A 26,494-nucleotide genomic window follows, 5' to 3' on the forward strand; every position below is an offset into this window, starting at 1 on the left:
CGTGGGGACCACGTCGTCGCCGGTCGGACAGTCTACGGTGATCGCGTGACCGAGCGCCCCACGACGCGGCAGCGGGTGCGCAGGTTGCTGGCCCCGGTGCCGGGGGCGGTGCCGGCCGCCCGGCTGGTGGCCGAGACGGCGCTGGTGGCCGGCCGCCACCGGGCCGGCGGGCTGGCCGCCGAGGCGGCCTACTTCGCCCTGCTCTGCCTCCCGCCGCTGCTGCTGGCGGTGGTGGCGGGCGCCGGCTTCGCGTCCGAGTGGTTCGGGCCCGACCTCCTGCTGCGGGTGAGCGAGGCCCTGGAGACGTGGTCCCGGCGCTTCCTGACACCGGAGACGGTCGATGAGCTCATCATGCCCACGTTCGCCGAGACGCTGGGTGCGGGACGGGTGGACGTCCTGTCGGTGGGGTTCCTCGTCTCGCTCTGGTCAGGGTCCCGGGCGCTGCGTGTCCTCCTCGACACGATCGCGATCATGTACGGCCAGGGTGGGGACCGCGGTCCGGTGCGGACGCGCCTGCTCAGCCTCACGGCATACCTGGTCAGCTTGGTGGTCATGGGGATCACGCTGCCGCTGGTGCTCGTGGGACCCGAGTACGTGCGGCGGTGGCTGCCGGAACGTTTGGACCTGCTGGCGACCGGGTACTGGCCCGTGGTCGCGCTGCTGGGCATCGCGAGCCTCACCGCGCTCTTCCACGTCGCGACGCCGCAGCGCTCGCCGTACCTGCGCGACCTGCCCGGCGCCCTGCTGGCGGTCTTGCTGTGGGTGGGGTCCTCGGTCGCGATCCGGGAGTGGGCAGAGCGCGCCTCGGGTGGCACCTCCCTCTTCGGACCTCTCACCGCACCCATCGTTCTGCTCGTGTGGCTGTACTTCACGGCTCTGGCGGTGCTGGTCGGGGCGGCCCTCAACTCGGCGATCCGACGGCTGTGGCCGCCGCCGGAGTACCGAGGTCCCCGGGCGCGATTGCACGGGTGGTGGGAGGAGCGTCGGGCCGGTTGAGCGCCGTGACACGCGGGCCCGGCCGGATTTTGACTCCGCCGGTCGGTCGGCTAATGTTTCCTCTCGCGTCACCGACACGGTGAACGCAGGCGGACGTAGCTCAGTTGGTAGAGCGCAACCTTGCCAAGGTTGAGGTCGCCGGTTCGAGGCCGGTCGTCCGCTCGGAGGCAGCACCACCGAGGTGCCTCACATGGTGGCGTGGCCGAGAGGCGAGGCAACGGCCTGCAAAGCCGTCTACACGGGTTCAAATCCCGTCGCCACCTCGCAGGACAGGTCACACCCCGACCACGGGCGATTGGCGCAGTGGTAGCGCGCTTCCTTGACACGGAAGAGGTCACTGGTTCAAACCCAGTATCGCCCACTACATACGAAAGGCCCTGACCAGCGGAAACGCCGGTCAGGGCCTTTCGTTTGGTGGTGTGTGGGGAATGCCCCGGCGTGGCCGCTCACGGAGTGGTCAAGCGGTGAACCGCCCCGGGTTCAGTGGAGAGTCGTGTGTGCTTCGGCGGCGGTTGCCGTCGAAGGGTAACGGTCCCAGCCGCTGAGCCCCCGATTCAGTGGGCTTCTTAAGTGACCGACCGGAAGCCATCCCGCGCGGTCAGTCACAGATCCATGAGCAGCGCAAGCGTCTCGCGGACTTCGCCGAGGACGACCGGGCCGACGTTTCCCGTGCGTTTGTGAATGCGTGTCGTGGCGACGGAGCGCACATGCTGGCACTGCGCCGACGAGCGCGCCACCAGCCGATTTCCCTCGTCGGGATCGATGAGCACCTCGGTGCTGCTGTGACGCAGCGTCCGGGTCAGGGGAACGACCTGGACGACGTTCGGTTCCCCCCGCAAGACCCGATGGGCTGTCACCACGATGGCCGGGCGCCGAAGTCCCGCCTCGCTGCCCGAGGGCATGCCGAGATCGAGCTCGACGACATCACCCGGCGTCAGCATCCAGCCACGCACTCTCTTCGGCCGTGAGGCCAGCCGCAAGGTCGCGCCCCATGGCGTCCTGGCGGAGCACTCGGATCGCGTTGCTCACGGTCTCGTCGATCGTCTCGTGGCGCTCGGCCGCGAGCCGGGTCACCTGTGCGTGCGTGTCCCGACTGATACGGATCGTCGTCGTCTCACCCATGAGATCAGCGTAGTCCGGTGTAGACGGATCCGTCTACACACATTTGGCAGGCAAGCGGAGGTCTCGGCTGGCGCAGGGGTGGGTCACGGGGTCGCCCGGTGGAACGACTGGAGGCCGGCGACGGCTCTGGCTGCCCGGCGCCGGACCGTCCGTGCCGATGCTGCGTGGTCCTCGGCGACCAGCTCGGCCACCGACGGGGTCATCAGGCCGCCCCGGCCCCGTCGCGCCGGTACGTTGAGCCGCGCCGCCTCCCGGGCCACGTCCAGGAGCAGGGCTCGGTCCTCGCGGGTCAGGGCGCCGAGCGGGTAGCGTCCTCGAGAAGCTCGGCCAGCTCGCGCTCGGGGTCCGGCACGGTCTCGAGGTCGAGCACCTCCGGGACCGTCCCCATCGGGACCGCCGACGCCCAGACACGGTCACGACGCACGGCCGCCTCACCGACACCGAGGTCGGCCATCACCTCCCGTCGTGTCCGGGCCAGAAGCGTGGCTGCGACCCTCCTGGACGGGTCGCCACGGTAGGACCGAACCGTCAACCACAGCTGTCCGGCGACTAGAGCGTCGACATCGCGGGAGGTCCGCCAGCTGCCGTGCCAGGTTCACCGCTCCAGGCACCAGGAGCCACGTGATCACCGAGACCGCCACCACGTCGTGCTCGGCCGTCCGTGCCAGGGCCGCCAGCACCTCATCGCGCCCTTCAGGTGCCGTCTGAGCCAGCCAGCCCGGCAGGTCGAGCAGGTCGGCGACCACCAAGAGGCCCGGTTCCGTCCGGCCCCAGTCATGCCAGCGGTCCCGCGCCCACCGCATGGGCGGTCGTTCGTGGGTGTCCACCCCAAGACAGATCGCTACGCTCATCGTCGTCTCCTTCCACACCGCGTCGATGTGGCCCAGACGATGACGTGAGTGCGCTCCCGGATTCGCCCCTCCCAAGCGCCCCCAGCAGCGTCCCCCCCGCAGCTCGGCTGGCCAGCCTCCTTCGGTCCAGTGGCCGACGTTTCTGCAGGTCACAGCGCGCCCCCAGCGCTCCCGGGAGCGCCCCCCCTGGGTGTGGGCGAACTTTCCGACCCGGCCGCCTCCGTCAGTATCACCGCAGGTCAGAGCCACGCCCCCAAGAAAGTCGGGCACGTCCCTGAGAAAGTTGGTAGCGGAGGGGTGGTGCTGGGCGACATCGAGGCCCCGCGATGGCTGCTCAGACCAGAGGTCGGCGGCACTGGGCCCTCTTCGACCAGCCCCGTACGTAGCGTTTATGTTACGGTTAGTGGGTGATCAGGAAGGGGAGGGTATGAGCAAGCACACCGCGTTCTGGGACGACCTGAGCCGCGACCTGCAGGACCCGGAGTTCCTCCGCGAGTACGTCGTGGAGTCCATGCGGATCTCGACCATCGACTCGGTCGTCAACGCCATCAACGACGCGCGCGAGGCTGCCGGAATGTCCAAGGCGGAGCTGGCGCGGGCCATCCGAAAGGAGCCAGCGACCATCCGTCGTCTGCTGTCCTCCGAAAGCGCCAACCCGACCCTGGGCACGTTGGCCGAGGTGGCGGCTTCCCTCGGGTTGCGCATCACCGTCGAGCCGATTCCCCAGGCCGAGCGCGGCCAGATCACCCAGGCCTTGCTCGAGGGCCGGACAGCTGACCCGATAAAGCTTGCCGAGCACCTCAACAAGTTGCGTAGCCCCAGAACGAGGATTCCCGCCTGACGCCGTCAGACCACGGACCGCGGGTTCCGCTTGCGGTACTCCACGCCCAGCCTGCGGACCGCGGCGTAGTCGGCATCCGACAACGTCGTCCGGAACGGCTTGTCCCGCCCGTCGACGACGACCAGTAGCGGCTTGTCCTCGTCCTTGGCCTCGTAGTCGAGGAGGCAGAAGAGCCGGTAGTGGTGACGTCCCGGCCCGTCTATCCGCACCTCGAACCAGCCGCTCATGTCACCCTTCATCGCCTCCCAGTACCCGCCGCCGGCGAAGCGCTTCGGTGGAGCGCTCGCGACGGCCACCAGTGCGGCGCGCATCTTGGCGCGGACGCCGGCCGGGTAGGAGTCGAGCGCTTCGCGGCGGGACCACGCCGATCGGGACTCATCACGGCGTCGTCCTGCCGTGCAGCTCGGACAACCGCCGCGTGATCTCGGCGTCACGGTCGGCGGCGGCGTGCTGGTAGCGCATCGCCGCGCCGGGCGTCGAGTGGCCGAGCCGGCTCATGAGCTCGGCGAGGGTTGCGCCGGTCTGGGCAGCGAGGACGGCGCCGGTATGGCGCAGGTCGTGCCAGCGCAGGTCCGGTCGGCCGGCGGCCTTCCTCGCTGGGTAGTAGACCTTGTAGAGCGTCGACGGCGCCATGTGCCGGTCGCTGTCGGCCGCGGCGGGGAAGAGCAGCGCATCCTTGCCGGTCGCGGTGTGCTGAGACAGATGGGTCTTGACCGTGGCGAGCAGATGCGGCGGGATCGCGACGTCGCGCACGCCCGCGTCGCTCTTGGGTGGGCCGATGATGAACTCGCCGCCGACGCGCACCACGCCACGACGGACCTTGACACGGCCGGTCCGCAGGTCGACGTCACCGCGGCGTAGCTCGGCCAGCTCTCCGAAGCGGAGCGCACACCATGCGGCGAGCAGAGCCATCAGACGGTAGCGGTCGGGCAGCTCCGTGACGATCGTCTGGAGCTCGGTCAGGGTCGCCGGCTCCACGTGGTGGGCCCGCCTGGCGTTCCCGGCGCCGCGGATGTGCGCCGGGTTGTACGGGATGAGGGGAGTGGGCCGCACGGACGCGGCTCCGGCGAGGATCGTGCGCAGCAGGCTGTACGCCTGCGCCCTGACGGTGTCCCGGCCCGGGGCCACCTGGTCGTACACGCGTTGACGTCCTCGTGCGAGATCCGGTCGATGCGCTCCTCGCCGAACGTCGGGTAGATGAACCGCTCCAGCAGCATCCGATACTGCTGGCCGGTCGTCGGGCGCAGCTCGCGCCCCCGCGTCCGGCGGGTCTCCAGCCACAGCTCGGCGTACGCGCGGAACGTCGGGGACTCCCGTCGCCGTGCCCCTTGAGCAGCGGCCTGGGGCGCCCAGACCTCCATCCCGATCTCGGCTCGGCGCGCGGACAGCCAGGCGATGGCGTCGTCCTTCGCGTCGAACGTCATCGGCGCCCGGTAGAGACGACCGTCGGGGCCGGTGTAGGCAGCCCGGTAGCGCCCCGACTTGAGCCGCTCCACACGCCCGAACCCACGTCTGGACTGATGGTCCCTGCGAGTCAACTTGTGTCCTCCCAGTATCGCCTTTCGAGGAACATACGAGGAACAACGGCGTCAAAACCCGTCAAGACGTGTCCAACTTTGTCCCTTGTCGATATGCCCTCTGACCTGCGAGTTTACCAGCAAAGTGGACGCCGGGAAGGGGTCTGTGGTGGCCCCCTCTCACAAAATTTCAAATCCAGTATCGCCCACCATCTTTGAAGGGCCTCTGAGCAGCGGAGACGCCCTCGGGGGCCTTTCTTGACCTGGTCAGTGCCACATTCGTGCCAGAAGGGTCGGGCCGAGAGCCCGCCGAGGGCTCAGCGGGGTGACGGCGCAGGGCGGCCCACGGGTAGGTGGCGAGACCTGACCCGTGGGCCTCGACCAGCAGCAGCGCTGCCAGCCGTGAATCCGATCCTAGACCTGCCGGCTCTCTCCCACCTCGGTCGCGCGCGACGGCCGAGCGACCACGACCGTCGGGCCGTCCCTACCATGACGGGATGAGCAGCACCGTGGAGATCCCCGCCGCCGACACTCGCAGGCCCGGCGGGGTGTGACGACGGTGACGCGATACATCGCCTTCCTCCGCGCCATCAACCTCGGGGCGCACCGCAAGTTCCCGAAGGACGCGATCCGGGCCTGCGTCGAGGGTGCCGGGTTCCGCGACGTGGCCACCCACATCAACACCGGCAACGTCCTGCTCTCGACGTCCCGCCGGTCGCGTGCCTCGGTGGAGAACGCGCTGGAGGAGGCCTTCCTCGCCGACCGGGGCTTTCCGGTCCCGACGATCGCCTTCCGGCCCGAGGAGCTGGTGGAGGTGGTCCGGGCGGGGGAGGAGCTCGCGACCGGTCGCCCCGAGGTGGTCCGTCACTATGTGTCCCTCCTCAAGGAGGAGCCCGGCCCCGGCGTCTCCGCCCAGGTCACCGACGCCACCGAGCCCGGGGTGGCCGTGCTGGTCGTGGGCCGCGCCGTGCACGTGGTCACCGACCACGTCCTGGGTCAGGGCGGGCCACAGTCCGACCGCCTGGAACGGCTGCTGGGAGTGGCGACGACCCGCAACCAGACCGTCCTGAGCGCCCTGGTGCAGAAGTGGTGCTGAGCAGGACTAGGGCCCGCTGACCCGGAAACCGGCCGACCGGCGGTCGTCCGCCACGGAGCTGACCACCCCGCCCTCCCAGTCGACCTCGAGCACCTGCAACGAGCCGAAGTCGCTGCGCAGCGACGGGTCGACCACGCGTACGGCATACCCCAGGTCCTGCAGCGGTGCCGCGAGGTCACCCGTCTCCAGCGCCATCTCGCCCTCGGCCAGCACGAAGCGGGGCGCGCGCACGATGGCCTCCAGGCCCTCTCCGTGCAGGCTCCAGCGCAGCACGGCGGCCGCGATCGTGTTTGGGATCTGCTGCCCTCCGGGCGTGCCGAGAACGAGCACCGCGCGACCCTGATCGTCCAGCAGCATCGACGGCGCGCTCCAGCTCACCGAGCGTCGCCCCGCCTCCGGCCGGTTGGCCTCCGTCCTGCCCATCGCCTCGAAGCGGGTCAGCTGGTCGTTGAGGAAGTAGCCGCCCACGGACCGGCCGCTGCCCCAGTAGTGGGTGATCGTGTTGGTCATCGAGACGGCGTTCCCGTCCTCGTCGACCACGGCGACGTGGGTGGTGTTGCCGCCGCCCTCATAGGCCGGCAGGCCCGCTGAGACCGCGTCGTCCGCGGAGCCGGTGGCCAGCAGCTCGTCCGCGAGCCCGGCGTTGCGCTCGGCGTCCGTGAGCGAGTCGACCGGCACGTCGACGAACCGGGGGTCGCCGAGCACCGTCTGCACAGACTCGTTGGCCACCGTCCAGGCCCGGGACTGGAGGTCGACGAACTCGGGGGAGTAGGGGTCGACGTCGCCGATACCCGCGGCCTCGGCCACCTGGGCGAGCTGGACGAGGGCGGCACCCGGCAGCGCCGGGGCTGCGGAGAGCAGGACGTGCTCGCCGACCTGCCCGCGCGGCGGCTCGGAGACCACCACCTCGTAGTCGGCGAGGGACGCGGCGTCCAGCCCGGGCTCCTGCAGCAGTGGCTCGGCGAGGCTCCCGCTGTAGAAGGAGCCCGGTCCCTCCGCAGCGAGGGTGCGCAGCGTGGCGGCCAGGTCCTCCTGGATCAGGAGGTCGCCCTCGCGCACGGGCGACCCGTCTGAGCGCCGGAACTGTGGCATCCCCTCGGTGGCGGGGAGTCCGAAGTCGGCGAGCGCGTCGGAGAGGAAGCCGGAGACCGGGCCTCCCTCGGTGGCGACCTCGACGGCCGGGGCGACCACGCTCTCCCACGGCAGCACCCCGTGGTCCGCGTGCAACCGGCCGAGGCCCGCGGCATACCCCGGGACCCCCGTCCCGGACGGGGGGATCACCCCCGTCGCGCTGACCTCCTCCCGGTAGTCATAGCTCTGCGCCACCCCGTCAGTGAGCACGACCGCGGCCCCGCCGCCGCCCAGGCCCGAGGTGTGCGGCTGCATGACGGAGTCGACGAGGGCAGCAGCGACGGCGGCGTCGGCCGCGGTGCCGCCCGCCTCGAGCATCTCCATGCCCGCGTCCGCGGCGAGCTGGTGCCCGGCGGCGACCCCCGCGGCTCCGAGGACCGGGCCGGGGTCGGCGGCCGTGGTCACCGCGGCCTCGTCCGTCGTCGGCGCCGGGTCCGGTGCCGGTGCGGAGGTATGCCGTGCCTCGGGCTCGGCGGTCGCCGTCGCCTCCGGCGGCGCGGGGTCGACTCCCCCCGTGCAGGCGGCGAGCAGCAGGGCGGGCAGCAGGAGCAGGGCGCCGGCACGTCGGGGGTCGGTCGTCATCGCGGGGTCTCCTGGGCGGTCGGGTGCTCGACGGGGGGAGGTGGTCGCAGCCACGGGTGGCGCAGCACCCACTCCAACGGACCGGGCAGCCCCGTGCGTTCCCAGAGGACGACGACGAGCACGAGCAGGGCCAGCAGCCCGGCGCTGACGCCCGCCCCCGCGATGAAGCTGCCCAGGCCCTCGTCCGGCTTGACGACCGCGAGGACCAGCACGTGCAGCACGTAGAGGGTCAGGGCGTAGGTGCCCATGACCGCCAGGCCCGACATGAGCCGGCCAAGACGCCGACCGAGCAGCAGACAGGCCGCGATCACGAGGACCGCGCCCCCGGTCGCGCTCACCAGCCACAGGGGCATCTGCCCGTGCGCCACCCCGGTGAGCAGCCGCGGCCAGCCGCGGTCGGCCCGCGGGCCCAGCAGGGCGGTGGCCGTCGTCGCCACGACGAAGGCTCCCACCGCTGCGACCCCTCCCCAGACGGCGAGCCGGCGCACTAGTGCGGTGCTGGTGAGGTCCACCCGGGAGAGGATCAGACCCACGACGAAGGGCACCGTCCAGCTCAGCAGCGGGTAGGGGCCGGTGATGAGCAGGGAGCGGAGCGCCTCGTCCGGGGGAGTCCCCAGGCTCGGGCCCTGGTCCTCGATCCCCAGGTGAGTGATGTCGTAGCGCACGAGCACCGCCGGTCCCGCGACGGTGACCACCAGGGTCAGCGCCACCAGCCACCGCGTGGGCAGCCGCCACAGCGGCGGAGCCAGCAGGAAGAGCACCGCGTAGGTCGGCAGGATGACGCTGACCGTCTGCGTCGTCGACTGCAGCGCCAGCCCCACGACGAGGAGCAGCAGCACCCGCCAGGCGAGCGGCGACCACAGGGCGCACCCCGACCGGCGGCGCAGGAAGAACCCCATGCCCAGGCCGGCGATCGTCACGAAGAGCACCGACGCCCTGCCGAAGGGGAGGAGGTAGAGCCGCTCCAGGACGGTCTCGGCGTTGGTCGGCCCGACGTTGACGACGACCATGCCGATGATCGCCAGGGCACGCGCGGCGTCCAGACCGACCAGGCGGGGACGGGGTCCCACCTGGGTCTGGGCATGCGCCGTCGCCGAGGTCTCCGTGGTCCGCTCCCGTCGTCCGTGGACCTCAAGCCTAACGAGCAGGGCGGCCCGGGCTGGACAGCCGACCCTGCCATGCAGTGAGGTGGTGCGGTGCCCCTCCCTCCGCCGCCCCAGCACCTCCATCTCCGCGCCTCCGGCACGTCCGTGGTCCTCGATCTCGCTGACGGGTCGCTGCCGGTGGTCCGCCACTGGGGCACCGACCTCGGCGAGCTCTCGACGGACGACCTGAGCGCGCTCACCACGGCCGGTCGGGTGGCGTTCTTCGACAGCCCGTTCGACGTGGCGGACGCCGTCCCGGTGCTGCCCGAGCACGCCCGCGCCTGGATCGGCCGGCCGGGCGTGGAAGGCTCCCGGGCCGGGCGCGACTGGTCACCCGCCTTCCGGACCACCGGACCGGCGCTCGCCTCGACCACCCCCGACGGCACCCAGCGGGTCGTCGTCCGCGCGGCCGACGTGGCGGCATACCTGGAGATCGAGCTCGAGATCGAGCTCCACCCCGGCGGGCTGCTGCGCCTGCGTTCCACGTTGACGAGCACCGGTGGGGAGGACTACGTCGTCGGCGCTGTGCGGCACACCCTGCCCGTGCCCGAGCAGGCCGGCGAGCTGCTCGACTTCACCGGGCGGCACACCTTCGAGCGGATCCCGCAGCGCCAGCCCTTCCCCGCCGGGGTGCACTCGCGCGAGGTCCGCACCGGGCGGACCGGGCTGGACGCGGTGCACCTCCTGTGCGCCGGGGAGCCGGGCTTCGGGGCGCGGCACGGGCAGGTCTGGGCGGTCCACCTCGGCTGGAGCGGCAACCAGCAGACCTATGCCGAGCGGCTGCACAACGGCGCCCGGCTGCTGGGGTCGGGGGAGGCGCTGGAGCACGGGGAGGTGCGTCTCTCGCCCGGTCAGTCCTGCACCACCCCCTGGATGTATGCCGCGCACGGCACCGGTATCGACGAGGTGACCGCCCGGTTCCACGCGTGGCTGCGCTCCCGGCCGCACGCGCCGACCCGGCCGCGCCCGGTCACCCTCAACACGTGGGAGGCCGTCTACTTCGGCCAGTCGCTCGAGCGGCTGACCGAGCTCGCCGACCTGGGTGCTGAGGTGGGAGCGGAGCGGTTCGTGCTCGACGACGGGTGGTTCGGCGGCCGGCGCGACGACACGACGAGCCTGGGTGACTGGACGGTGTCGCCGGACGTCTGGCCGGACGGCCTCGGACCGCTGATCGACCACGTGCGAGGCCTGGGCATGGAGTTCGGGCTCTGGGTGGAGCCCGAGATGGTCAGCCAGGACTCCGACCTCGCGCGTGCCCACCCCGAGTGGCTGTTCGCCGCCGGCGGGCGTCGCGGCCTGGACTCGCGGCAGCAGCAGGTCCTGGACCTGGGCCACCCGGACGCCTACGCCCACGTCCGGGACCAGCTGCTGGACCTGCTGTGGACCTACGAGATCGCCTACCTGAAGTGGGACCACAACCGCTACCTGAACGACGCGGGGCACGCCCCCGGCGGCGAGGCGGGGGTACGCGCGCACACGCTGGCGGCCTACCGCCTCATGGACGAGCTTATCGCCGCGCAGCCCGGGCTGGAGATCGAGTCCTGCGCGGGCGGGGGCGGGCGCGTCGACCTCGGCGTGTTGGAACGCTGCGTCCGGGTGTGGGCCTCCGACTGCATCGACCCGCTGGAGCGGCAGCAGATCCAGCGCTGGACCATGGCGCTGCTGCCTCCCGGGTGGGTCGGGACCCACGTCGGTTCGCCGCGGGCCCACACGACGGGCCGCCGCCACGACCTGTCCTTCCGCGCCGGGACGGCGATCTGGGGCCACCTGGGCATCGAGTGGGACCTCACGTCCGCGAGCCCCGAGGAGCGCGAGGAGCTGGCCTCCTGGGTCGCCTTCCACAAGGCCCACCGCGCGCTGCTGCACGAGGGTGTGGTCGTCAACGGCGACCACCACGCCGAGGCCGTCCGGGTGCACGGGGTGGTCTCGCCGGACCGGGACCGGGCGCTCTACTCGGTGGCGGCCGTCGCGCGTCCGCACACCACCGGTCCGGGCAGGGTTCGGCTGCCCGGCCTCGACCCGGCCCGCCGCTACCGGGTGGGCGTGCCCTCACCGGGGGCGACCCCCGTGCTCGAGGGACGGGGTGTGGTGCCCTGGACCCGTGAGGGCCTGGTGCTGCCGGGCGTGGTGCTGACCGAGGTCGGCCTTCCCATGCTCCCCCTCCTGCCCGAGCACTCCCACCTCATCTCGGCGGAGGAGACCCGATGAGCAACCTGACCTGGCTGGAGCCGGCCGACGACGACACGGTCGCCGAGACCCTCGACCAGAGCTTCCGGCGGCGGTTCGGCGTGGCGCCCGACGGTGTCTGGGCGGCCCCGGGCCGGGTCAACCTCATCGGCGAGCACACGGACTACAACGGCGGGTTCGCGCTGCCCCTGGCGCTGCCGCACCGGACCTACGCCGCGGTCCGGGTCCGCGGCGACGGTGTCCTGCGCATCGCCTCGGCCCAGCAGCCCTCGTCGTGGCAGGGGCGCGTCGAGGAGGTCGGACCGGGGCGTCCCGAGGGCTGGCCGGCCTACGTCGCGGGGGTCGTGTGGGCGCTGGGGGACCGGCTGCCGGACGGCCTCGGCCTCGACGTCCTCGTCGACGGCCACGTGCCCCTGGGTGCGGGGCTGTCGTCCTCGGCGGCGCTCTCCTGCTCGGTGGGGGTGGCGGTGAGGGACCTGGTCCGGGGTCTTGCCGGGCTGAGCGACGCAGACCTCGCGGCCGCCTGCGTGCGCGCCGAGAACGAGGTGGCGGGCGCGGCCACGGGCGGGATGGACCAGACCGTCTCGCTGCGTGCGGTCGACGAGCACCTGCTGCTCATCGACGCCCGGGAGCACTCGGTGCTGCCGGTGGCCTGGACCCTGCCGGGGCACGAGGTCCTCGTCGTCGACACGCGCGCGCACCACTCGCTCGCGGACGGTCAGTATGCGGCGCGCCGCCACGCCTGCGAGAGCGCAGCCACGGCCCTGGGGGTGGGTTCCCTGCGGGAGCTGGATCCCGGGCGGCTGGAGGACGCGGACGTGCGGCGCGCGCTGGCGGACGTGCCGGACGGGATGGCCCGGGTGCGCCACGTCGTGACGGAGAACGGCCGCGTGCTGGACCTCGTGGGGGCGCTGCAGGAGCAGGACGCAGTGCTCGTGGGGTCGCTGATGACGGGCTCGCACGAGTCGCTGCGGGACGACTACGAGGTGTCCTGCCGCGAGCTCGACGTCGCGGTCACCGCAGCACTCGGTGCCGGGGCCCTCGGTGCGCGCATGACCGGAGGGGGTTTCGGCGGGTCGGCGATCGCGCTGGTGGACCGGGAGGACGTCGAGCTCGTGGCCGGGGCGGTGGCCGAGGCCTTCGCGGACGAGGGCCTGACGGAACCGCACTTCCTGGAGGCGGCCCCCAGCCGACCGGCCGGCCGCCTCGGTCCCCGACCGACCGGCTGAGGCCCGGGCACGGGGGAGGGGCCGCGGATCACCGCGGCCCCTCGTCCGTCCGGCTCACTCGAAGGTGGGCACGCCGCCGCCCTTGCGGGGCTCGTTCCAGCGGTCGTGGAGCGCGGCGTCCTCCTCGCACTGCTGCTGCAGCTACTCCCGGACGTGGTCGCTGATGACCCGGTCCAGGGTGGCGGGCTCGCAGCCGGGGTCCAGGCGGCTGCGTCGCAGCTCGGACACCTTCTGCTTGAGGATGATGTCGGAGTCGGCGTACTGCACCCCGCGCGGCTGCGCGGGGGCCGGTGCGGCCGGTGCCGCGGGCTCCGCCGCGGGCTGCGGCAGGGCTGAGACGCCGCCGCAGGCGGCGAGGGCGGCGGTGAGGCCGGTCGCCACCAGGGCGGTGGTGATGCGGGTGCGGATGGTGCTCATGACGGATCTCCTTCGGTGAGGGTGCGGTGGTCACCGGGCGGCTCGGTGCGCCAAGTGCAGGTGCACGAGGGCGTCGTGCCAGCGCTGGGCCAGGGCGGCCACGGGGCTGAGGTCCTGGGTGACGGAGGGCCGGCTGAGGTCGGCCTGGCGCTGGGCGAGCCGGACCTGCAGGTCCCGCTCGCGCTCGACGGCGACCGAACGGGCCAGGTCGAGGTTCTGGAAGCTCATGGTGATGACTCCTTGTTCGAGGTGGTGGTCAGCTGTCCCGAGCCCCTGCGGCCCGGTGCCATCACCATGGGTCCGGGCGGTACCGGTCTGGTGCCGCACCGGTATCCGCTCGGTAAACGTGCAGGTGGGCGGGGCTTGACGTGGTGTCAGGGGCGACGGGACCGTGAGGTATGGCCATCAACGTCCTGGGTCCGCTGGTCGTCACGGGGGAGGGGACCGCGTCGCTGGCGCCGCGCGACCGGGTGGTGCTGGGGGCCCTCGTCACCCGGTTGGGCCTGGAGGTGTCGGTGGACACCCTCGCCGAGGCGCTCTGGGGTGAGGTCCCCCCGGCCAGCGGGTCGAAGGTGGTCCAGGGGTGCGTCGTCCGCCTGCGTCGCGTCGTGGAGGCGGACGCGATCCGGACCGGGCCCACCGGCTACCGGCTCGTCCTGCCGGCGCACGAGGTGGACGCCCGCCTCTTCGAGAGGCTGCTGGCGGACGGGCTCGAGCAGCTCGCCCTGGGTGCGCCGGACCGCGCCGCCTACACCGCGCAGCAGGCGCTGGACCTGTGGCGTGGTCAGCCGCTGCCCGAGCTGGAGGAGTGGGAACCGGGACGCCTCGAGGCCGAACGGCTCACCACGCTGCGGCTGCAGGCCGAGGAGCTCCTGCTCGAATCGCGCATCGCCTCCGGCCAGCACCACGAGGTGGTGGCGGAGGCGCGGACCCGCGTCGGCGAGCAACCGCTCCGGGAGCGACGCTGGCACATCCTGGCGCGGGCGCAGTACCAGGCCGGCCAGCAGGCCGACGCGCTCACCACCCTGCGCCGTGCTCGTGAGCACCTCGTCGACGAGCTCGGCCTGGATCCCGGGCCGGAGCTCGTCGGGCTGGAGGAGGCGATCCTGCGTCACGACCCGTCCCTGGACCTGGGTGAGGCACCCTCACCGTCCGCTGAGTCGCCCTACCCCGGCCTGGTCCCCTTCGACGTCGAGGACGCGGCGACCTTCTTCGGCCGGGAGCGGGAGATCGGGGAGTGCCTGACGACGTGGACGGCCCACGGTGTGCTGGCGGTGGTCGGTCCGTCGGGGTCCGGGAAGTCGTCCCTCGTGCGGGCGGGGGTGGCGTCGCGGTTGGCTGACCGGGGTCACCGGGTCGTGGTGATGACCCCCGGCGCCCGTCCGCAGGCCAGCCTGCGGACTGCGCTCGGCGGGGTCGGACCCCGGGACGACGTCGTCCTGGTCGTGGACCAGTCCGAGAAGCTCGTCCGTGATCGCCGTCGCCGCCGACCGCCTGGGCGAGCTCGCCGCCTATCCCGACCTCGTGCGCCTCGTGGAGCCCGGCCTCTACCTCCTGACCCGCCTCGAGCCGCAGGCCCTCCGCGAGGTCGTCGAGGGGCCGGCGCGACTCGCCGGCCTGCTCCTCGAGCCGGGGCTGGTCGACGTCCTCGTCCGCGACGTGGCCGGGCAGCCCGGTGCCCTGCCCATGCTTGCCCACGCCCTCCGGCAGACCTGGCAGCTCCGGGAGGGACGCACCCTGACGGTCTCGGGGTACCAGGCGTCGGGGGGCATCCAGGGGGCCGTGGCGCAGTCGGCCGAGCACGTCTACCGCGACCTCACGGCGCAGGAGCAGTCGGCGCTCCGCGACCTGCTCCTGCGCCTCGTCACCCCCAGCCCGACCGCGAACCGGTGCTCACCCGGATGCCCCGGGACGTCGTCGCCCCCGACGACCAGCGGCAGCGCATCGTGGAGCGGCTGGTCCGCGCCCGCCTGCTCACCCGCGACCAGGGCGCCGTCGAGATCGCCCACGCCTCGCTCGTCCGCGCCTGGCCACGCCTTCGACGCTGGCTCGCCGACGACCTGCAGGGCCAGCTGCTCTGGCACCACCTCACGGACTCATCCCTGGCGTGGGACGCCGCCGGACGACCCGAGGACGAGCTCTACCGCGGGGCACGTCTGGCCGCGGCCTCCGAGTGGGAGCACCGGGTCTCCCCGTCGCTGACCCAGGTGGAGCGCGACTACCTCGACGCCGGCCGGACGGTCCACCAGCGTGAGCTCCGCCGGCTGGAGGAGGAGGCAGAACGGCAGAGACGGAGCGTGCGGCGGCTCCGGGTCCTCGCCTCCGCCGTGGCCGTCGTGGCGCTCGTCGCCACGCTGCTCGGCACCTCCGCGCTGCGTCAGGCCGACCGGGCGGACGCCGAGGCGTTGCGGGCGCGGGCCCACGAGCTGGCGGCGTCCTCGCTGGGGGCCCTCGGTTCGGACCCCGGTCTGGGGCGGACGCTCGCCGTGGCCGCAGCCGAGGCGGGCCCGCAGACCCCGAGCGTGCAGACGGCCGCCGCCCTCCACCAGGCCCTCGCGACGGACCAGGTGGTGGGTCGCCTGAGCCTCCCGCACGCGTTCGGGCGGCTGACCGCCGACCTCCACCCCGACGGGGACCGGGTGGCCATGACCAGCGAGTGGCCGGACGCCGGCACCAGGTTCGTGGAGGTGCAGCAGCTCGACGGTCGGCCCGTGGCCACCCTGGAGCTCCCGAGGACGGTGGACGCTGCGTCGGCCATCTTCGACAGGGCCTACTTCACCCCCGACGGCACCGAGCTCGCGGCCGGAGTGCTGTGGAACCCCACGCACTCGGGGCGCATCGGTCCGCCGAACGACGAGCCGCCGCCGGGGTTGCTCGGGGTACACGTCTACGACACCGTGACCTACGAGCTCGCCGACGTCGTCGACGTCGGCGCGTGCGGCGGAGGTCTCCTGGGTGCGACGCAGACGCATGTCGTCGTCTACGCCGCTGCGAGCCCGCGCTGCGACTGGACCCTGAGCAAGGGACGCGACCTGGTCCTCGTCGACCGTCGGTCGGGCGAACGGACGGTCCTGGCCGAGGGCATCACGAACCTCATCGGCTCAACCCGTCTCAGCGCGGACGGCCGGTTCGTCGTGCACGAGGACCGAGCGGGAGAGACCCGTGAGGTGGTCGTGCGGGACCTCGCCTCCGGCGACGAGGTCGCCCGGTGGGCCGGCGACACGCTCCGCGAGATCTCCCCGGACGGTGCCTGGGTGCTCCAGGGGTTCCAGGCCTGGACCGTGCGCGAGGTGGCGACCGGCGACGAGGTGACGTTCGAGGACCCCAGGGGGATCGCCTTCTACGCGGACTTCCACCCCGACGGGCAGAGCCTGACCACCGTGACCGAGGACGGCACCGTGAGCTGGTGGGACTTCCGGACAGGAGAGCGCCTCGCCTCGCACCGTGGGCTGCGCGCCTGCAGCGTGTCGGTGGCGGCGGACGGACTGGTCACCGTGGCGGACGCGACGGGGATCGAGGTGGCAGTGGTGGATCCGCACCGCGGGGAGGGCGGCACCGGGGCCGGGTGTGCCCCGTCACGAGCGACAACACCCAGATGATCGTCCGGGACGGTGGCGTGCACACGACCGTCCGCTGCCAGGACGCCCCGTCGTGGAGCCACCACCGCACCGATCTCGCGACGGCTCGGTCGACGCAGCTGGACGCCGGGCGGGTCGTGTGGTCCGCCTCCGGTATGCAGTGGCGCGAGTCCGTGGGTGACCTTCCCGCGGGTGCGCCCGCGGGGGCGGTGAACCAGCTCCACCTCGAGGTCCTGGCCGCCGACGCCGGGGCCGATCCCGTCAGGCTCGACGGCATGTGCCCGCTCCTGTGGAGCGAGACAGGTGGGATCGACGACGGCTGCGCCCCGTTTCCGGAGGAGCCGTTCTTCCTGGACCCGTGCGTCGTGGCGTTCTCCCCGGACGGTGGGCTGGTGGCGGCCGTCATGTGCCCGGGGTCGTCCGGGGGTCTGGCCGTGTGGGACGCCGGCTCGGGCGAGCTCCTGCACGCCGCCACCCTCGCCGACCCGGAGACCGGAGGAGCACCGACCCACCTCGTCTTCACCCCCGACGGGTCGGAGCTGGTCGTCAGCACGGAGAGCAGCCACGTCGTCGTCCTGGACGTCGACAGCTGGGAGGTGGCACGACGGTCGGCGGCGCCGGTGCTCGACGCCTGGTACATGCCGGTCGTGGGCTTCCTGGGCGGCGGTGACCTCGTCGCCGTCACCAACGTCGGCGCGCCGGGCGGCGGCGCGGACGCCACGCTGCACGTCCTCGACCGGGAGACGCTGGTCCCGCAGCACTCACGACAGTCACTGCACGAGGGCACCGTGATGGACGCCGAGCTCAGCCCCGACGGCAGCCGCGTGGCCACGGCCGCCTCGCAGGGCCTGGTTCGCCTGTGGGACACCGGAACCCTGGACCTGGTGCACGAGATCCCCGTCGGCCAAGCGGTCCACGCCGTGGCCTGGCTCGACGACCGGCGACTGGTTCTGCTGCGCGACGACGGGACGCTGGACACGGTCCTGACGGACCCGAGCGAGCTCGTCGCGGTCGCTCGGGAAGGGCTGAACCGACCCCTGACGACCGCCGAGTGCCGCAGCTACGGCTTCGAGGCGTCCTGCCCGTCCCTGGGGCAGCTGCGGGACGGGGCGACCGCCACCGACCTGGACGGCACCTACCTGCTGCCCCAGCGCGCCGAGGATCTCCACGCGGACATGCGGGACGGCGTCGAGGCAGAGCAGGGAGCGGCCCTCGACCAGAGGTCGACCGAGGAGCTCGCCGCCCTGTCCGCCGAGATCCTCGGCGAGGCACCCGGCATGCGGCTGCACCTGGAGGACCGGTCGGTCCGCGTGGTGCGGGACGTGGCCACGTCCGGGCAGGTCGAGGGGGCCGAGGCCCACTGCGCGGGCACCTACACCGTGACGGGGGACCTGCTGCGGCTCGACGCGGAGCGCGGCACCTGGTGCTACCTCGGCCTGTACCTGGAGGCGCGGTTCAGCGTCGAGGACGGCGACGTGAGGTTGCACGCCGACGGGTTCCGCGGACCGGTCTTCGAGCGTTACCTCTGGGGCGACCAGCTGCTGGTCCGCCAGACCTGACCCCGCAGCGCGCCCTCGGGTCCGGTCCCGCTCCGTCAGTCGTGGCCGACCAGCTCCGCCGCCTGCCGGGCGATCTCCCACTCCTCGTTGGTGGGCACCACCCACACCGCGACCGAGCTGTCGGGGCTGCTGATCAGCGCCTCGCCGTGGGCAGCCTCGTTCGCCGCCTCGTCGAGGCGCACCCCGAAGCCGGTGAGGCGGTCGACGACGGCGGCGCGCACGAGCGGGCTGTGCTCGCCGATGCCGGCGGTGAAGGCGATCGCGTCCAGCCGGCCCAGCACGGCGGCATACGCCCCGACGTAGTGCAGCAGCCGGTGCACGACCACGTCGAAGGCGAGCCGCGCGTCGGGGTCGCCGTCCTGGACCCGCTGCTCCACGTCGCGCATGTCGGCGGAGCCGGTGAGCCCCAGCAGGCCGCTCTCCGTGGACAGCGCCCGGTCGTAGTCCTCGACGCTCAGCCCGGCCACCTCCGCGAGGTGACGTGGCAGGCCGGGGTCGACGTCGCCGGGCCGCGTCCCCATCACGAGGCCCTCGAGCGGGGTGAGCCCCATCGACGTGTCGACGCTGCGGCCGCCGTCCACGGCCGTCGCGCTGGCCCCGTTGCCCAGGTGCAGCACGATCGTGGCGACGGCCGCCAGGGGACGACCGAGGAGGTCGGCGACGCGCCGGGAGACGTAGGCGTGCGAGGTCCCGTGGAAGCCGTAGCGGCGCACGCGGTACTGCTCGCGCCAGGCGCGCGGGACGGCATACGTCGAGGCGGCCGGCGGCAGCGTCTGGTGGAAGGCGGTGTCGAAGACCGCGACCTGCGGCACGTCGGGGAAGACCCGCTGGGCGACCTCGATGCCCTGCAGGTTGCCGGGGTTGTGGAGGGGTGCGAGGGGGAACAGCCGGCGGATGGTGTCCACGACCGCCCCGGTCACCACCGTCGGGGCGCTGAAGTCGGCACCGCCGTGCACGACCCGGTGACCGACGGCGACCAGGTCGACCTGCGCCAGGTCGGGACCGTGCTCGGCGAAGGCGGTGCGCAGCAGCTCCATCGCACGGACGTGGTCGGGGACCGTGGTCTCGTGCGCGTGGGTGCCGGAGGCGCAGGTATGCCGCACGCGCCCGGCGGGCAGCCCGATCCGCTCCACGAGGCCGGTGGCGTCCGAGGCCCCGGTCCCGGGGTCGACGAGCTGGTACTTCAGGGACGAGGAGCCGGCGTTGATGACGAGCACGCGCCGGGTGCCGGTGGAGGTCATGTCAGCCCCTCGCCTGGATGGCGGTGATGGCCACGGTGTTGACGATGTCGCGCACCGTCGCCCCCCGGGAGAGGTCGTTCACCGGGGCGTTGAGACCTTGCAGCACCGGCCCGATCGCCACGGCGGAGGCGCTGCGCTGCACGGCCTTGTAGGTGTTGTTGCCGGTGTTGAGGTCGGGGAAGATCAGCACCGTCGCCCGGCCCGCGACGGCCGAGTCCTTGAGCTTGGTCGCGGCGACGGCCGGGTCGACGGCGGCGTCGTACTGGATCGGGCCCTCGACGAGCAGCTCGGGGGCGCGCTCGCGGACGAGCTCGGTCGCGGCCCGGACCTTGTCGACGTCCGCGCCCGACCCGGACCCGCCGGTGGAGTAGGACAGCATCGCCACGCGCGGGTCGACCCCGAACCGGGCGGCCGTCGTCGCCGAGCTGACCGCGATGTCGGCGAGCTGCTCGGCGCTGGGGTCGGGGTTGATCGCGCAGTCGCCGTAGACGAGGACACGGTCGGCGAGGCACATGAAGAAGACGCTGGAGACGACCGAGACGCCGGGGGAGGTGCGGATGATCTCCAGGGCGGGCCGCACCGTGTGGGCGGTGGACGTGATCGACCCGGAGACCATGCCGTCCGCCTGCCCCCCGTGCACCATGAGCGTCCCGAAGTAGGCGGGGTCGGTGACGAGGTCGTGCGCCGCCTCGACGGTCACGCCCTTGTGGGCCCGGAGGCCGGCGTAGGTCGAGGCGAACTCCTCGCGCAGGTCGCTGGTGCGCGGGTCGACCACGGCGGCCTCGTCCAGGTGCAGTCCGAGGGCGGCGGCCCGGGCGCGCACCTCGGCCTCGTCCCCCAGGAGCGTCAGACGGGCGACGCCGCGGGCCAGCAGCGTGTCGGCGGCGCGCAGGATGCGGTCCTCGAGACCCTCCGGCAGCACCACGTGGGCGCCGGCGGCGCGGGCCCGGGCGGTGAGCTCGTGCTCGAACATGAGCGGCGTCACGACGCGGGTGCTGGCAGACCCCGCCGGCTGCCCGCCGGGCGGCAGCAGGGTGTCGACGTCGAGGTGCTGGTGCACGAGGGTGCGGGCGCGCTCGATCTTGCGCGCCGAGCCGGGGCCGATGCGGGCCTGCACGCGGGAGATGGCCGTGGCCGTGGTCATGGTGCCGGTGGTGCAGGTGACGACGGGCAGCTCCACCCCCACGCCCTCGACGAGCCGGTGGACCTGCTCGCTGGGCAGGAACCCCCCGTTGAGGACGATCCCGGACAGCGAGGGGAAGGTCGAGGCGCGGTGGGCGAGCAGCGAGGCGATGAGCACCTCCTCCCGGTCGCCGGGGCAGATCAGCGCGCAGCCCTCGTGGAGCCGGTCCAGCACGTGGGGCATGGTCATCCCCGCCACGACCATCCCGGTGACCTCGCGGTCGAGCAGGGCCTCCTCGCCCAGCAGGAGCCGCCCGTCGACAGCGCCCATGAGGTCGCGCATCGTCGGTGCCGAGAGCAGCGGGTCACCGGGGACGGTGTAGACCGGCACCCGACCGCCGACGCTGCCCCGCCGCTTGCCGGTGGGTGAGACCTCGGAGCGGAGCCGCTCGACGATGCCGCAGCGGACGGTCTCCGCCTCCTCCGGCGGCACCCGGTTGGCGACGACCGCGGCCACGTCGGCGTGCCGGCTGCGGGCCTCGTGGTAGATCACCTGGGCCGCGGTGACGCTCTCGTCCACCGACCGGTCCAGGCACGGGACGACGAGCACCATGGGGGCGCCCAGGTGTGCGGCGATGGCGGCGTTGACGGAGAATTCGGTCGGCGCCGGGACCCCGGTGAAGTCGGAGCCCACCACCAGCACGGTGTCGTGGTCGGCGGCGTAGGCGTGGAAGCGCTCCACCGCGGTGCCGACCGCCACGTCGTGGTCGCGGTGGACGTCGTCGTAGGTCACCCCGACGGCCGTGTCCTGCTGCGCCGGCGACGTGGACAGCGGGTGCAGGAGGTCCAGCAGCGGGTCGTGGGCGGTGTCGAGGACGACCGGTCGGAAGACGCCGACGCGCCCGCCGCGGGCGCACAGCTCGGCGAGCAGGCCGACGGCCAGGGCGGACTTGCCCGACCGGGACTCGGCGGAGGACAGGAACAGTGCGGTGGCGCCCGGCATGGTCGTCAGCCTAGACGGGTGACCCCGGTCACCAGGTGGCAGAGTGGCCCTCCGTGAGCGCTCCTTCCTCGGGTATGCCGGACGTGCGCGTCTGGGTCGACGGTCACCTCGTCGGCGACGGTCCCTCCCTCGACGCCCTCGACCACGGGGTCACCGTGGGGGACGGGGTGTTCGAGACCGCCAAGGTGGTCGACGGGCAGGTGTTCGCGCTGCGCCGGCACCACGACCGCATGGACAGGTCGCTGGCGGGTCTCGGCCTCCCGCCCCTGGACCGGGCCCGGGTGCAGGAGGGCATCGACGCGGTGCTCGCCGTGGGCCCTGTCGCGTTCGGGCGGCTGCGCTGGACCGTGACGGCCGGACCGGGACCGCTCGGCAGCGACCGCCTGGGCGGCGCCTCGACATACCTCGTGACGGCGGTGGAGCAGGACCCCCCGCCGCGGACGGCGGAGGTCGCCGTGGTCCCGTGGACGCGCAACGAGCGCGGCGCGCTGGCCGGGGTCAAGTCCACGTCGTACGCCGAGAACGTCGTGGCCCTGGCGGCCGCGAAGGCGCGGGGTGCCTCCGAGGCGCTGCTGGGGAGCACGGCCGGCCAGCTGTGCGAGGGCACCGGGTCCAACGTCTTCGTCGTCGTGGACGGCGTGGTGCGCACCCCCCGGCTCGAGGACGGTCCGCTCGCCGGGGTGACGCGCGACCTCGCCCTGCACTGGCTGCGGGACGAGGGCTTCGACGTGGCGGAGGACAGCCTGCCGCTCTCGGTGCTGGACCGCGCCGACGAGGTGTGGATCACCTCCAGCGTGCGCGACATCTGCGCCGTGACCCGCATCGACGTGGTGCCGGGCACCCGGACGATCGGCGGACTCACGCTCGCGACACCGCCCGTGACTCCTCGCGAGCTGGGGGACGCGGCGGGGCCGGTGACGCGGCGCGCCCAGGACGTCTTCGCGCGGCGCGCAGCCGAGGACATCGACCCCTGAGACGCGCGCTCCGCGACGGCCCTGGCGTCCCGTGTGAGTGCGTCCCGTGGAAGAGCGTCCCGTGGGAGTGCGCCGTCCCGGGCCACTCTCACGGGACCCTCTCTCACGGGACGGGCATCGTCGTCCGGGTTGCTCGGATGCCGCAGACCGGGGCCCAGCACCGATTTCGTCCGGCGGGCGGAGGTCGCTAGAGTGATTCCCCGCGCCCATCAGGTGCACCTGGACGTGTAGCTCAGCTGGTTAGAGCGCTCGCTTCACACGCGAGAGGTCAGGGGTTCGAGTCCCTTCACGTCCACCCCACTGTTCCTCAGTCACGAGGCCCCTGGCCTGCGGAAACGCAGGCGAGGGGTCTTCTTCATGGCACGCGAGTGCCCTCAGCGTGTCGGATACGTGTCGGATGGCCGCAAGTAGGCGGGGGGACTCTCGCGGGGTCAGCATCCGAACCAGGCGTCGATAGATGTCGCGTCGGTGGCGCTTCGCGACGAGCAGGAAGCCCGAAGCTTGTCCTCAGACACGTTCTGGCAGTAGCCGGTGTACGCGCCACTCGCCGTCGCCCGCCCGAGGACGGCCCAGAACACTCGGCACCTCCCGGGGGAGATCGCATTCTCTGGCGCGGACCAAGGTGGGCTCGTCAAAGGGGTCTGCGGTGCCGCGTCACTGCCCGCGGCAGAGGGGTGCGTTCGGTTCAGGGCAGAAGGTCCCAGAACTGACGGCGGCCGGCATCGCGTGGATGACCATCTCCTCGCCGCTACGGAAGACGAGCACGACCCTCTCCAGCAACCGTGCCTGGGTGTCGAAGCCGAGCCGCAGCTCGCGGTGGGGCCACTCGTCTTCCTCGAGCGGCTCGACCCACAACGACAGGTCCGCAGCCTGGACCGCGTCCTCGGGAACGACCCCGTGCTTGAGCGCGCTGCGGTGGACCTTCACGCGGCGTAGCCGGCCAGCGCACGTCGGATCGCCTCGGAGCGGGACAGGTGCTCCCGGGCGGCGTACGCGTCGAGCGCCGCGATCTCCTCGGCCGTGAGCCGCACGGCGATCACCTGCGTTGGTTCGGCCCCGCGCCCGGGACGGCCCCGGCCGCGGCGTTTGAGCTCCTCGACGTCATAGCCAGCCTCGGCCTCGTCAGCCCACTTCTGGATCTGCTCGTCCGTCACCTGGTCGTCATCTGCCATGGCAAAATCGTATAACGAAAACCCGGCATCAGGAAGATGCCCTCCAGCACGACTGTGCAGCATGCGGAGAGTCGGGCGTGCATAGCCGTTCTCCACGCGGGGGGTCTGGGTAGCGCCTTGCGCTGGGCGAGTGCCGAGCCGGGTTTCGGGACGGAGGACGGCGCCCGGACCGGTAGCGTGAAGCGCATGCCAATCCAACTCGAGAACGTCGGCATCGCCGTCCGCGACCTCGAGGCGGCGATCGCCTTCTTCACCGACCTCGGGATGACGGTGCTCGGCCGCGACACGGTCCGCGGAGAGTGGACCGACACCGCGGTTGGCCTCGATGGCAACCATGCGAATATCGCCATGCTCCAGACGCCAGACGGACACGGTCGGCTAGAGCTGTTCGAGTACATCCACCCCGCCGCGCTTGAAACGGAACCCACTCGACCGAACGAGATCGGCATGCACCGCGTCGCCTTCTCAGTCGACGACATCGAGGAGGCCCTGCAGATCGCCGCGGCGCACGGCTGCCACCCCTTACGCGGGGTGGCGACCTACGAAGACGTCTACAAGCTGACCTATGTCCGCGGCCCCAGCGGCATCATCGTGATGCTTGCTGAGGAACTTAAGAAGGGTTAACCGCGAGAGCCCGGCCGGCCGATGGTACGTGGTCACAACCGCGAGCCCAACACCACGACGCGGCATGGTGCGGCGCTACGCGATCACAGCGGCAAAGTCGGACGAGCGTAGCCGTCCTCCACGCGGCTACGTGTTTCATTGACGTCAGGATCAGGCCCGGCCAGGCTCGGTCCTAGGTGACCGGGGTTGCCGCTCTCAGTGCGGCTGCCCACGCCGTTGGTGTGAGGCTCACATTTGGCCTGCGCTGCCCCGGTCACCGCCAGGGCCGGGAGAGGCTCAAGAGGGGTATGCCCAGCCGAACGTAGCGGTGCCCTCCCAGCTCGACACCACCTGTTGGCACGAGCAAGGGAGCAAGGGCATGGATGAGCAGATCGGCCAGGTCGTGATCGGGATGGACCCGCACAAGCGCAGCGTCACGATCGAGGTGATGACCGCTGATGAGAGCATCGTCGGCGGCGGGCGGTTCGCCACCGACGCAGAGGGGTACGTCCGCCTGCTGGACTACGCCCGGTCCTGGCCGCAGCGGGTGTGGGCGGTCGAGGGCTGCGCCGGGATCGGCAAGCACGTCGCCGACCGCCTGGTCGCCGACGGTGAGTCGGTGGTCGACGTGCCGGCGAAGATGTCGGCACGGGTGCGGGTCTTCGCCACTGGCCAGGGTCGCAAGACCGACGCCACCGACGCCCATTCCATCGCCCTGGTCGGGGTGCGGATGGCCGGGCTGCGGCCGGTCCTCGCCGACGAGCAGGCCGAGCTGCTGCGGATGTGCGTGGACCGGCGCGCCTCGCTGGGCCGCGAGCACACCCGCAAGGTCTGCCAGCTGCACAGACTCCTGCTCGAGCTCATCCCTGGCGGGGCCAAGCGGTCGCTGTCGGCGGCGCAGGCCAAGGAACTGCTGAAGACGGTCCGCCCGACCACGACGGTGGGCAAGGTCCGCAAGGCTCACGCCGCCGAGCTCGTGGCCGACCTGGCCACGATCTACGCGCGCAGCAAGGCCGCGGACAAGGAGCTGAAGGCGCTGGTGAAGACGACCGGCACCACCTTGCTCGACCTGCACGGCATCGGTCCCTCCGGTGCCGCCAGGCTGCTCGCCGAGGTCGGTGACGTCACCCGGTTTCCCGACCGCAACCACTTCGCGTCCTGGAACGGCACCGCCCCGATCGACGCCTCCTCCGGGGACCACACCCGCCACCGGCTCTCCCGCAAGGGCAACCGAGCGATCAACCGGGTGCTGCACATCATGGCCGTGGTCCAGCTGCGCAACGCCACCGAGGGCCGGGTCTACTACGACCGGAAGAAGGCCGCCGGCAAGACCTCGATGGAAGCGATGCGCTGCCTCAAACGCCGACTGTCCGACCTGGTCTACAAGGCGCTGCTCGACGACCTCGCTGGGCACGCGGCGACGGGCCCGGGAGGGCACTCGGGTGACGACTCTGACTCCAGCGCGACCGGCTCACAACCCGCTGCCGGCTCTTCGGACAAGCCACTTCCCGGACCCGCCATGAGTAAGCCTACGACCACCCTCCCAGCAGCGTCTTGACACAGAGGGGTGCCAGATGAGGGCGTCCCGAAGGGTGCGCCGGGCGTCCCTCTTGGTCTAGCCTGTGCGTTGTCGCGACCTCGGTGGGTGTGACCCGTGCGGGCAGAAACGTCGACCTTCATCGAAAGGACGACGACATGTCGCGATCTTCCTCCACCTTTCCGTTTGCAGTTCCCTCTTGGGCGCCGATCCCTAGGGTTCCTTCCTGCACATCTCCGGCCTGCGTCCCCCGATTGGTGACCTGGTCGAGTTGCGGATCCGGGGCGGAGGGTGACCTCCGTGCTGAAGTTGTTCATCGGGACAGCACGGTCGACGGCGAGCAGCGGTTCACCGGGTGCGTGAAGGAGGGGTTCTCACAATGGTGTCCGCCACGACTCTGGTTGGACACCGGCGACGGCTCTCCGCACACCAAATCTGGTCTCGGCGTCTGGCAGCTGAGCACCGGTCCCGATCTGCTCGGAGGATGAACAGCGTGCATCCCAACCTGCTCCGGCTGGACGACCTCGCCGTGCACGTGGCCACCGACCCGCATGTCCAGGCGGTCCTGGGCCTGGGCTCGGCCGGGGTCCA

The 26,494-nt window shown here is 72.3% G+C and carries 24 protein-coding genes, 4 tRNA genes and 2 pseudogenes; 15 read left to right on the forward strand and 15 right to left on the reverse strand.

Annotated elements, in window-relative coordinates; all coding sequences use genetic code 11:
• Window positions 1–45 precede the first annotated feature (45 nt).
• The 4 genes from D4B81_RS01785 (at window position 46) to D4B81_RS01800 (ending at window position 1,357) form a co-directional block, all read left to right on the forward strand.
• On the forward strand, window positions 46–996 hold the full coding sequence (locus D4B81_RS01785) for a YihY/virulence factor BrkB family protein (RefSeq protein WP_161964956.1): 951 nt from the start codon (window positions 46–48) through the stop codon (window positions 994–996).
• An 89-nt stretch (window positions 997–1,085) separates the two neighbouring features.
• Window positions 1,086–1,158, forward strand: a tRNA-Gly gene (locus D4B81_RS01790).
• Between the two features lie 30 nt (window positions 1,159–1,188).
• Window positions 1,189–1,259 (forward strand) — tRNA-Cys (locus tag D4B81_RS01795).
• Window positions 1,260–1,285: 26 nt separating this feature from the next.
• Window positions 1,286–1,357, forward strand: a tRNA-Val gene (locus tag D4B81_RS01800).
• Window positions 1,358–1,598: 241 nt separating this feature from the next.
• Here D4B81_RS01800 and D4B81_RS01805 read toward each other — a convergent pair.
• The 4 genes from D4B81_RS01805 to D4B81_RS17950 form a co-directional block, all read right to left on the reverse strand.
• On the reverse strand, window positions 1,599–1,937 hold the full coding sequence (locus D4B81_RS01805) for a type II toxin-antitoxin system PemK/MazF family toxin (RefSeq protein ID WP_122260793.1): 339 nt from the start codon (window positions 1,935–1,937) through the stop codon (window positions 1,599–1,601).
• Window positions 1,921–2,118, reverse strand: a complete 198-nt coding sequence (locus D4B81_RS01810; protein ID WP_122260794.1) for a hypothetical protein — start codon at window positions 2,116–2,118, stop codon at window positions 1,921–1,923. Before D4B81_RS01810 ends, D4B81_RS01805 begins: the two co-directional genes overlap by 17 nt.
• An 83-nt stretch (window positions 2,119–2,201) precedes the next feature.
• Window positions 2,202–2,378: a hypothetical protein gene (locus tag D4B81_RS17945; protein ID WP_161964957.1), complete on the reverse strand. Its 177-nt coding sequence runs from the start codon at window positions 2,376–2,378 to the stop codon at window positions 2,202–2,204.
• A gap of 29 nt (window positions 2,379–2,407) precedes the next feature.
• On the reverse strand, window positions 2,408–2,572 hold the full coding sequence (locus D4B81_RS17950; protein WP_161964958.1) for a hypothetical protein: 165 nt from the start codon (window positions 2,570–2,572) through the stop codon (window positions 2,408–2,410).
• An 824-nt stretch (window positions 2,573–3,396) separates the two neighbouring features.
• Between D4B81_RS17950 and D4B81_RS01815 the strand changes: the two genes are divergently transcribed.
• Entirely contained in the window at window positions 3,397–3,810 is a 414-nt protein-coding gene (locus D4B81_RS01815) for a helix-turn-helix domain-containing transcriptional regulator (RefSeq protein ID WP_122260795.1), read from the forward strand.
• Between the two features lie 5 nt (window positions 3,811–3,815).
• On the opposite strand, the gene D4B81_RS01820 is transcribed toward D4B81_RS01815, so the two are convergent.
• The 3 genes and pseudogenes from D4B81_RS01820 to D4B81_RS19275 form a co-directional block, all read right to left on the reverse strand.
• A complete protein-coding gene (locus tag D4B81_RS01820; protein WP_202613523.1) occupies window positions 3,816–4,121 on the reverse strand; it encodes a hypothetical protein in 306 nt (101 codons plus the stop codon).
• A 67-nt stretch (window positions 4,122–4,188) separates the two neighbouring features.
• Window positions 4,189–4,950 (reverse strand): tyrosine-type recombinase/integrase, encoded by a 762-nt coding sequence (locus D4B81_RS01825; RefSeq protein ID WP_202613524.1) that lies wholly within the window; start codon window positions 4,948–4,950, stop codon window positions 4,189–4,191.
• Window positions 4,951–5,015: 65 nt separating this feature from the next.
• Window positions 5,016–5,306, reverse strand: a pseudogene (locus D4B81_RS19275) (site-specific integrase); the annotation flags it as partial.
• Between the two features lie 580 nt (window positions 5,307–5,886).
• Between D4B81_RS19275 and D4B81_RS01830 the strand changes: the two are divergent.
• Window positions 5,887–6,423, forward strand: coding sequence for a DUF1697 domain-containing protein (locus D4B81_RS01830; RefSeq protein ID WP_202613525.1), 537 nt, complete (start codon window positions 5,887–5,889; stop codon window positions 6,421–6,423).
• Between the two features lie 6 nt (window positions 6,424–6,429).
• Here D4B81_RS01830 and D4B81_RS01835 read toward each other — a convergent pair whose 3' ends face one another.
• On the reverse strand, window positions 6,430–8,136 hold the full coding sequence (locus D4B81_RS01835; RefSeq protein WP_122260797.1) for a gamma-glutamyltransferase: 1,707 nt from the start codon (window positions 8,134–8,136) through the stop codon (window positions 6,430–6,432).
• Window positions 8,133–9,206, reverse strand: a complete 1,074-nt coding sequence (locus tag D4B81_RS01840) for a DUF418 domain-containing protein (protein WP_161964959.1) — start codon at window positions 9,204–9,206, stop codon at window positions 8,133–8,135. The genes D4B81_RS01835 and D4B81_RS01840 overlap by 4 nt, the downstream gene beginning before the upstream one ends.
• A gap of 126 nt (window positions 9,207–9,332) precedes the next feature.
• Here D4B81_RS01840 and D4B81_RS01845 point away from each other — a divergent pair, with 126 nt between their 5' ends.
• Window positions 9,333–11,489 carry an alpha-galactosidase gene (locus D4B81_RS01845; protein ID WP_122260799.1) on the forward strand — a complete coding sequence of 719 codons (2,157 nt, stop codon included), beginning with the start codon at window positions 9,333–9,335 and terminating at the stop codon, window positions 11,487–11,489.
• Window positions 11,486–12,697, forward strand: a complete 1,212-nt coding sequence (gene galK / locus D4B81_RS01850) for a galactokinase (RefSeq protein WP_122260800.1) — start codon at window positions 11,486–11,488, stop codon at window positions 12,695–12,697. Before D4B81_RS01845 ends, galK begins: the two co-directional genes overlap by 4 nt.
• A gap of 141 nt (window positions 12,698–12,838) precedes the next feature.
• Here the strand turns inward: galK and D4B81_RS01855 are convergent, their stop codons facing one another.
• Complete coding sequence (locus tag D4B81_RS01855; RefSeq protein WP_122260801.1) at window positions 12,839–13,114, reverse strand: hypothetical protein; 276 nt, start codon at window positions 13,112–13,114, stop codon at window positions 12,839–12,841.
• 30 nt (window positions 13,115–13,144) lie between these two features.
• Entirely contained in the window at window positions 13,145–13,342 is a 198-nt protein-coding gene (locus tag D4B81_RS01860) for a hypothetical protein (protein ID WP_122260802.1), read from the reverse strand.
• Window positions 13,343–13,512: 170 nt separating this feature from the next.
• Between D4B81_RS01860 and D4B81_RS19280 the strand changes: the two are divergent.
• The 3 genes and pseudogenes from D4B81_RS19280 to D4B81_RS01870 all read left to right on the forward strand — a co-directional run.
• Window positions 13,513–14,932, forward strand: a pseudogene (locus tag D4B81_RS19280) (nSTAND1 domain-containing NTPase); the annotation flags it as partial.
• Window positions 14,933–15,015: 83 nt separating this feature from the next.
• Complete coding sequence (locus D4B81_RS19285) at window positions 15,016–16,713, forward strand: WD40 repeat domain-containing protein (protein WP_419866224.1); 1,698 nt, start codon at window positions 15,016–15,018, stop codon at window positions 16,711–16,713.
• Window positions 16,680–18,251 (forward strand): WD40 repeat domain-containing protein, encoded by a 1,572-nt coding sequence (locus D4B81_RS01870; protein ID WP_122260804.1) that lies wholly within the window; start codon window positions 16,680–16,682, stop codon window positions 18,249–18,251. The genes D4B81_RS19285 and D4B81_RS01870 overlap by 34 nt, the downstream gene beginning before the upstream one ends.
• A gap of 35 nt (window positions 18,252–18,286) precedes the next feature.
• Here the strand turns inward: D4B81_RS01870 and D4B81_RS01875 are convergent, their stop codons facing one another.
• Together D4B81_RS01875 and pta are read right to left on the reverse strand one after the other, a co-directional pair.
• The gene (locus D4B81_RS01875) at window positions 18,287–19,492 is read right to left on the reverse strand and encodes an acetate/propionate family kinase (RefSeq protein ID WP_122260805.1); all 1,206 of its coding nucleotides are present in this window, start codon (window positions 19,490–19,492) and stop codon (window positions 18,287–18,289) included.
• Between the two features lies 1 nt (window position 19,493).
• Window positions 19,494–21,617, reverse strand: a complete 2,124-nt coding sequence (gene pta, locus D4B81_RS01880) for a phosphate acetyltransferase (protein ID WP_122260806.1) — start codon at window positions 21,615–21,617, stop codon at window positions 19,494–19,496.
• 53 nt (window positions 21,618–21,670) lie between these two features.
• On the opposite strand from pta, the gene D4B81_RS01885 reads away from it, so the two are divergent.
• On the forward strand, window positions 21,671–22,591 hold the full coding sequence (locus D4B81_RS01885) for an aminotransferase class IV (RefSeq protein WP_337189854.1): 921 nt from the start codon (window positions 21,671–21,673) through the stop codon (window positions 22,589–22,591).
• A 221-nt stretch (window positions 22,592–22,812) separates the two neighbouring features.
• Window positions 22,813–22,886: transfer RNA gene (locus D4B81_RS01890), tRNA-Val, on the forward strand.
• A gap of 359 nt (window positions 22,887–23,245) precedes the next feature.
• Here D4B81_RS01890 and D4B81_RS01895 read toward each other — a convergent pair.
• Both D4B81_RS01895 and D4B81_RS01900 read right to left on the reverse strand, forming a co-directional pair.
• Complete coding sequence (locus tag D4B81_RS01895; RefSeq protein ID WP_122260807.1) at window positions 23,246–23,518, reverse strand: toxin; 273 nt, start codon at window positions 23,516–23,518, stop codon at window positions 23,246–23,248.
• On the reverse strand, window positions 23,515–23,763 hold the full coding sequence (locus D4B81_RS01900; RefSeq protein WP_122260808.1) for a ribbon-helix-helix protein, CopG family: 249 nt from the start codon (window positions 23,761–23,763) through the stop codon (window positions 23,515–23,517). Before D4B81_RS01900 ends, D4B81_RS01895 begins: the two co-directional genes overlap by 4 nt.
• A gap of 186 nt (window positions 23,764–23,949) precedes the next feature.
• Here D4B81_RS01900 and D4B81_RS01905 point away from each other — a divergent pair, with 186 nt between their 5' ends.
• Together D4B81_RS01905 and D4B81_RS01910 are read left to right on the forward strand one after the other, a co-directional pair.
• Window positions 23,950–24,387, forward strand: a complete 438-nt coding sequence (locus D4B81_RS01905; RefSeq protein ID WP_122260856.1) for a VOC family protein — start codon at window positions 23,950–23,952, stop codon at window positions 24,385–24,387.
• 358 nt (window positions 24,388–24,745) lie between these two features.
• A complete protein-coding gene (locus D4B81_RS01910; protein WP_122260809.1) occupies window positions 24,746–25,924 on the forward strand; it encodes an IS110 family RNA-guided transposase in 1,179 nt (392 codons plus the stop codon).
• Window positions 25,925–26,494: the final 570 nt, after the last annotated feature.

This window comes from Ornithinimicrobium cerasi (assembly GCF_003702705.1).
GTDB classification, from domain to species: Bacteria; Actinomycetota; Actinomycetes; order Actinomycetales; family Dermatophilaceae; genus Ornithinicoccus; species Ornithinicoccus cerasi.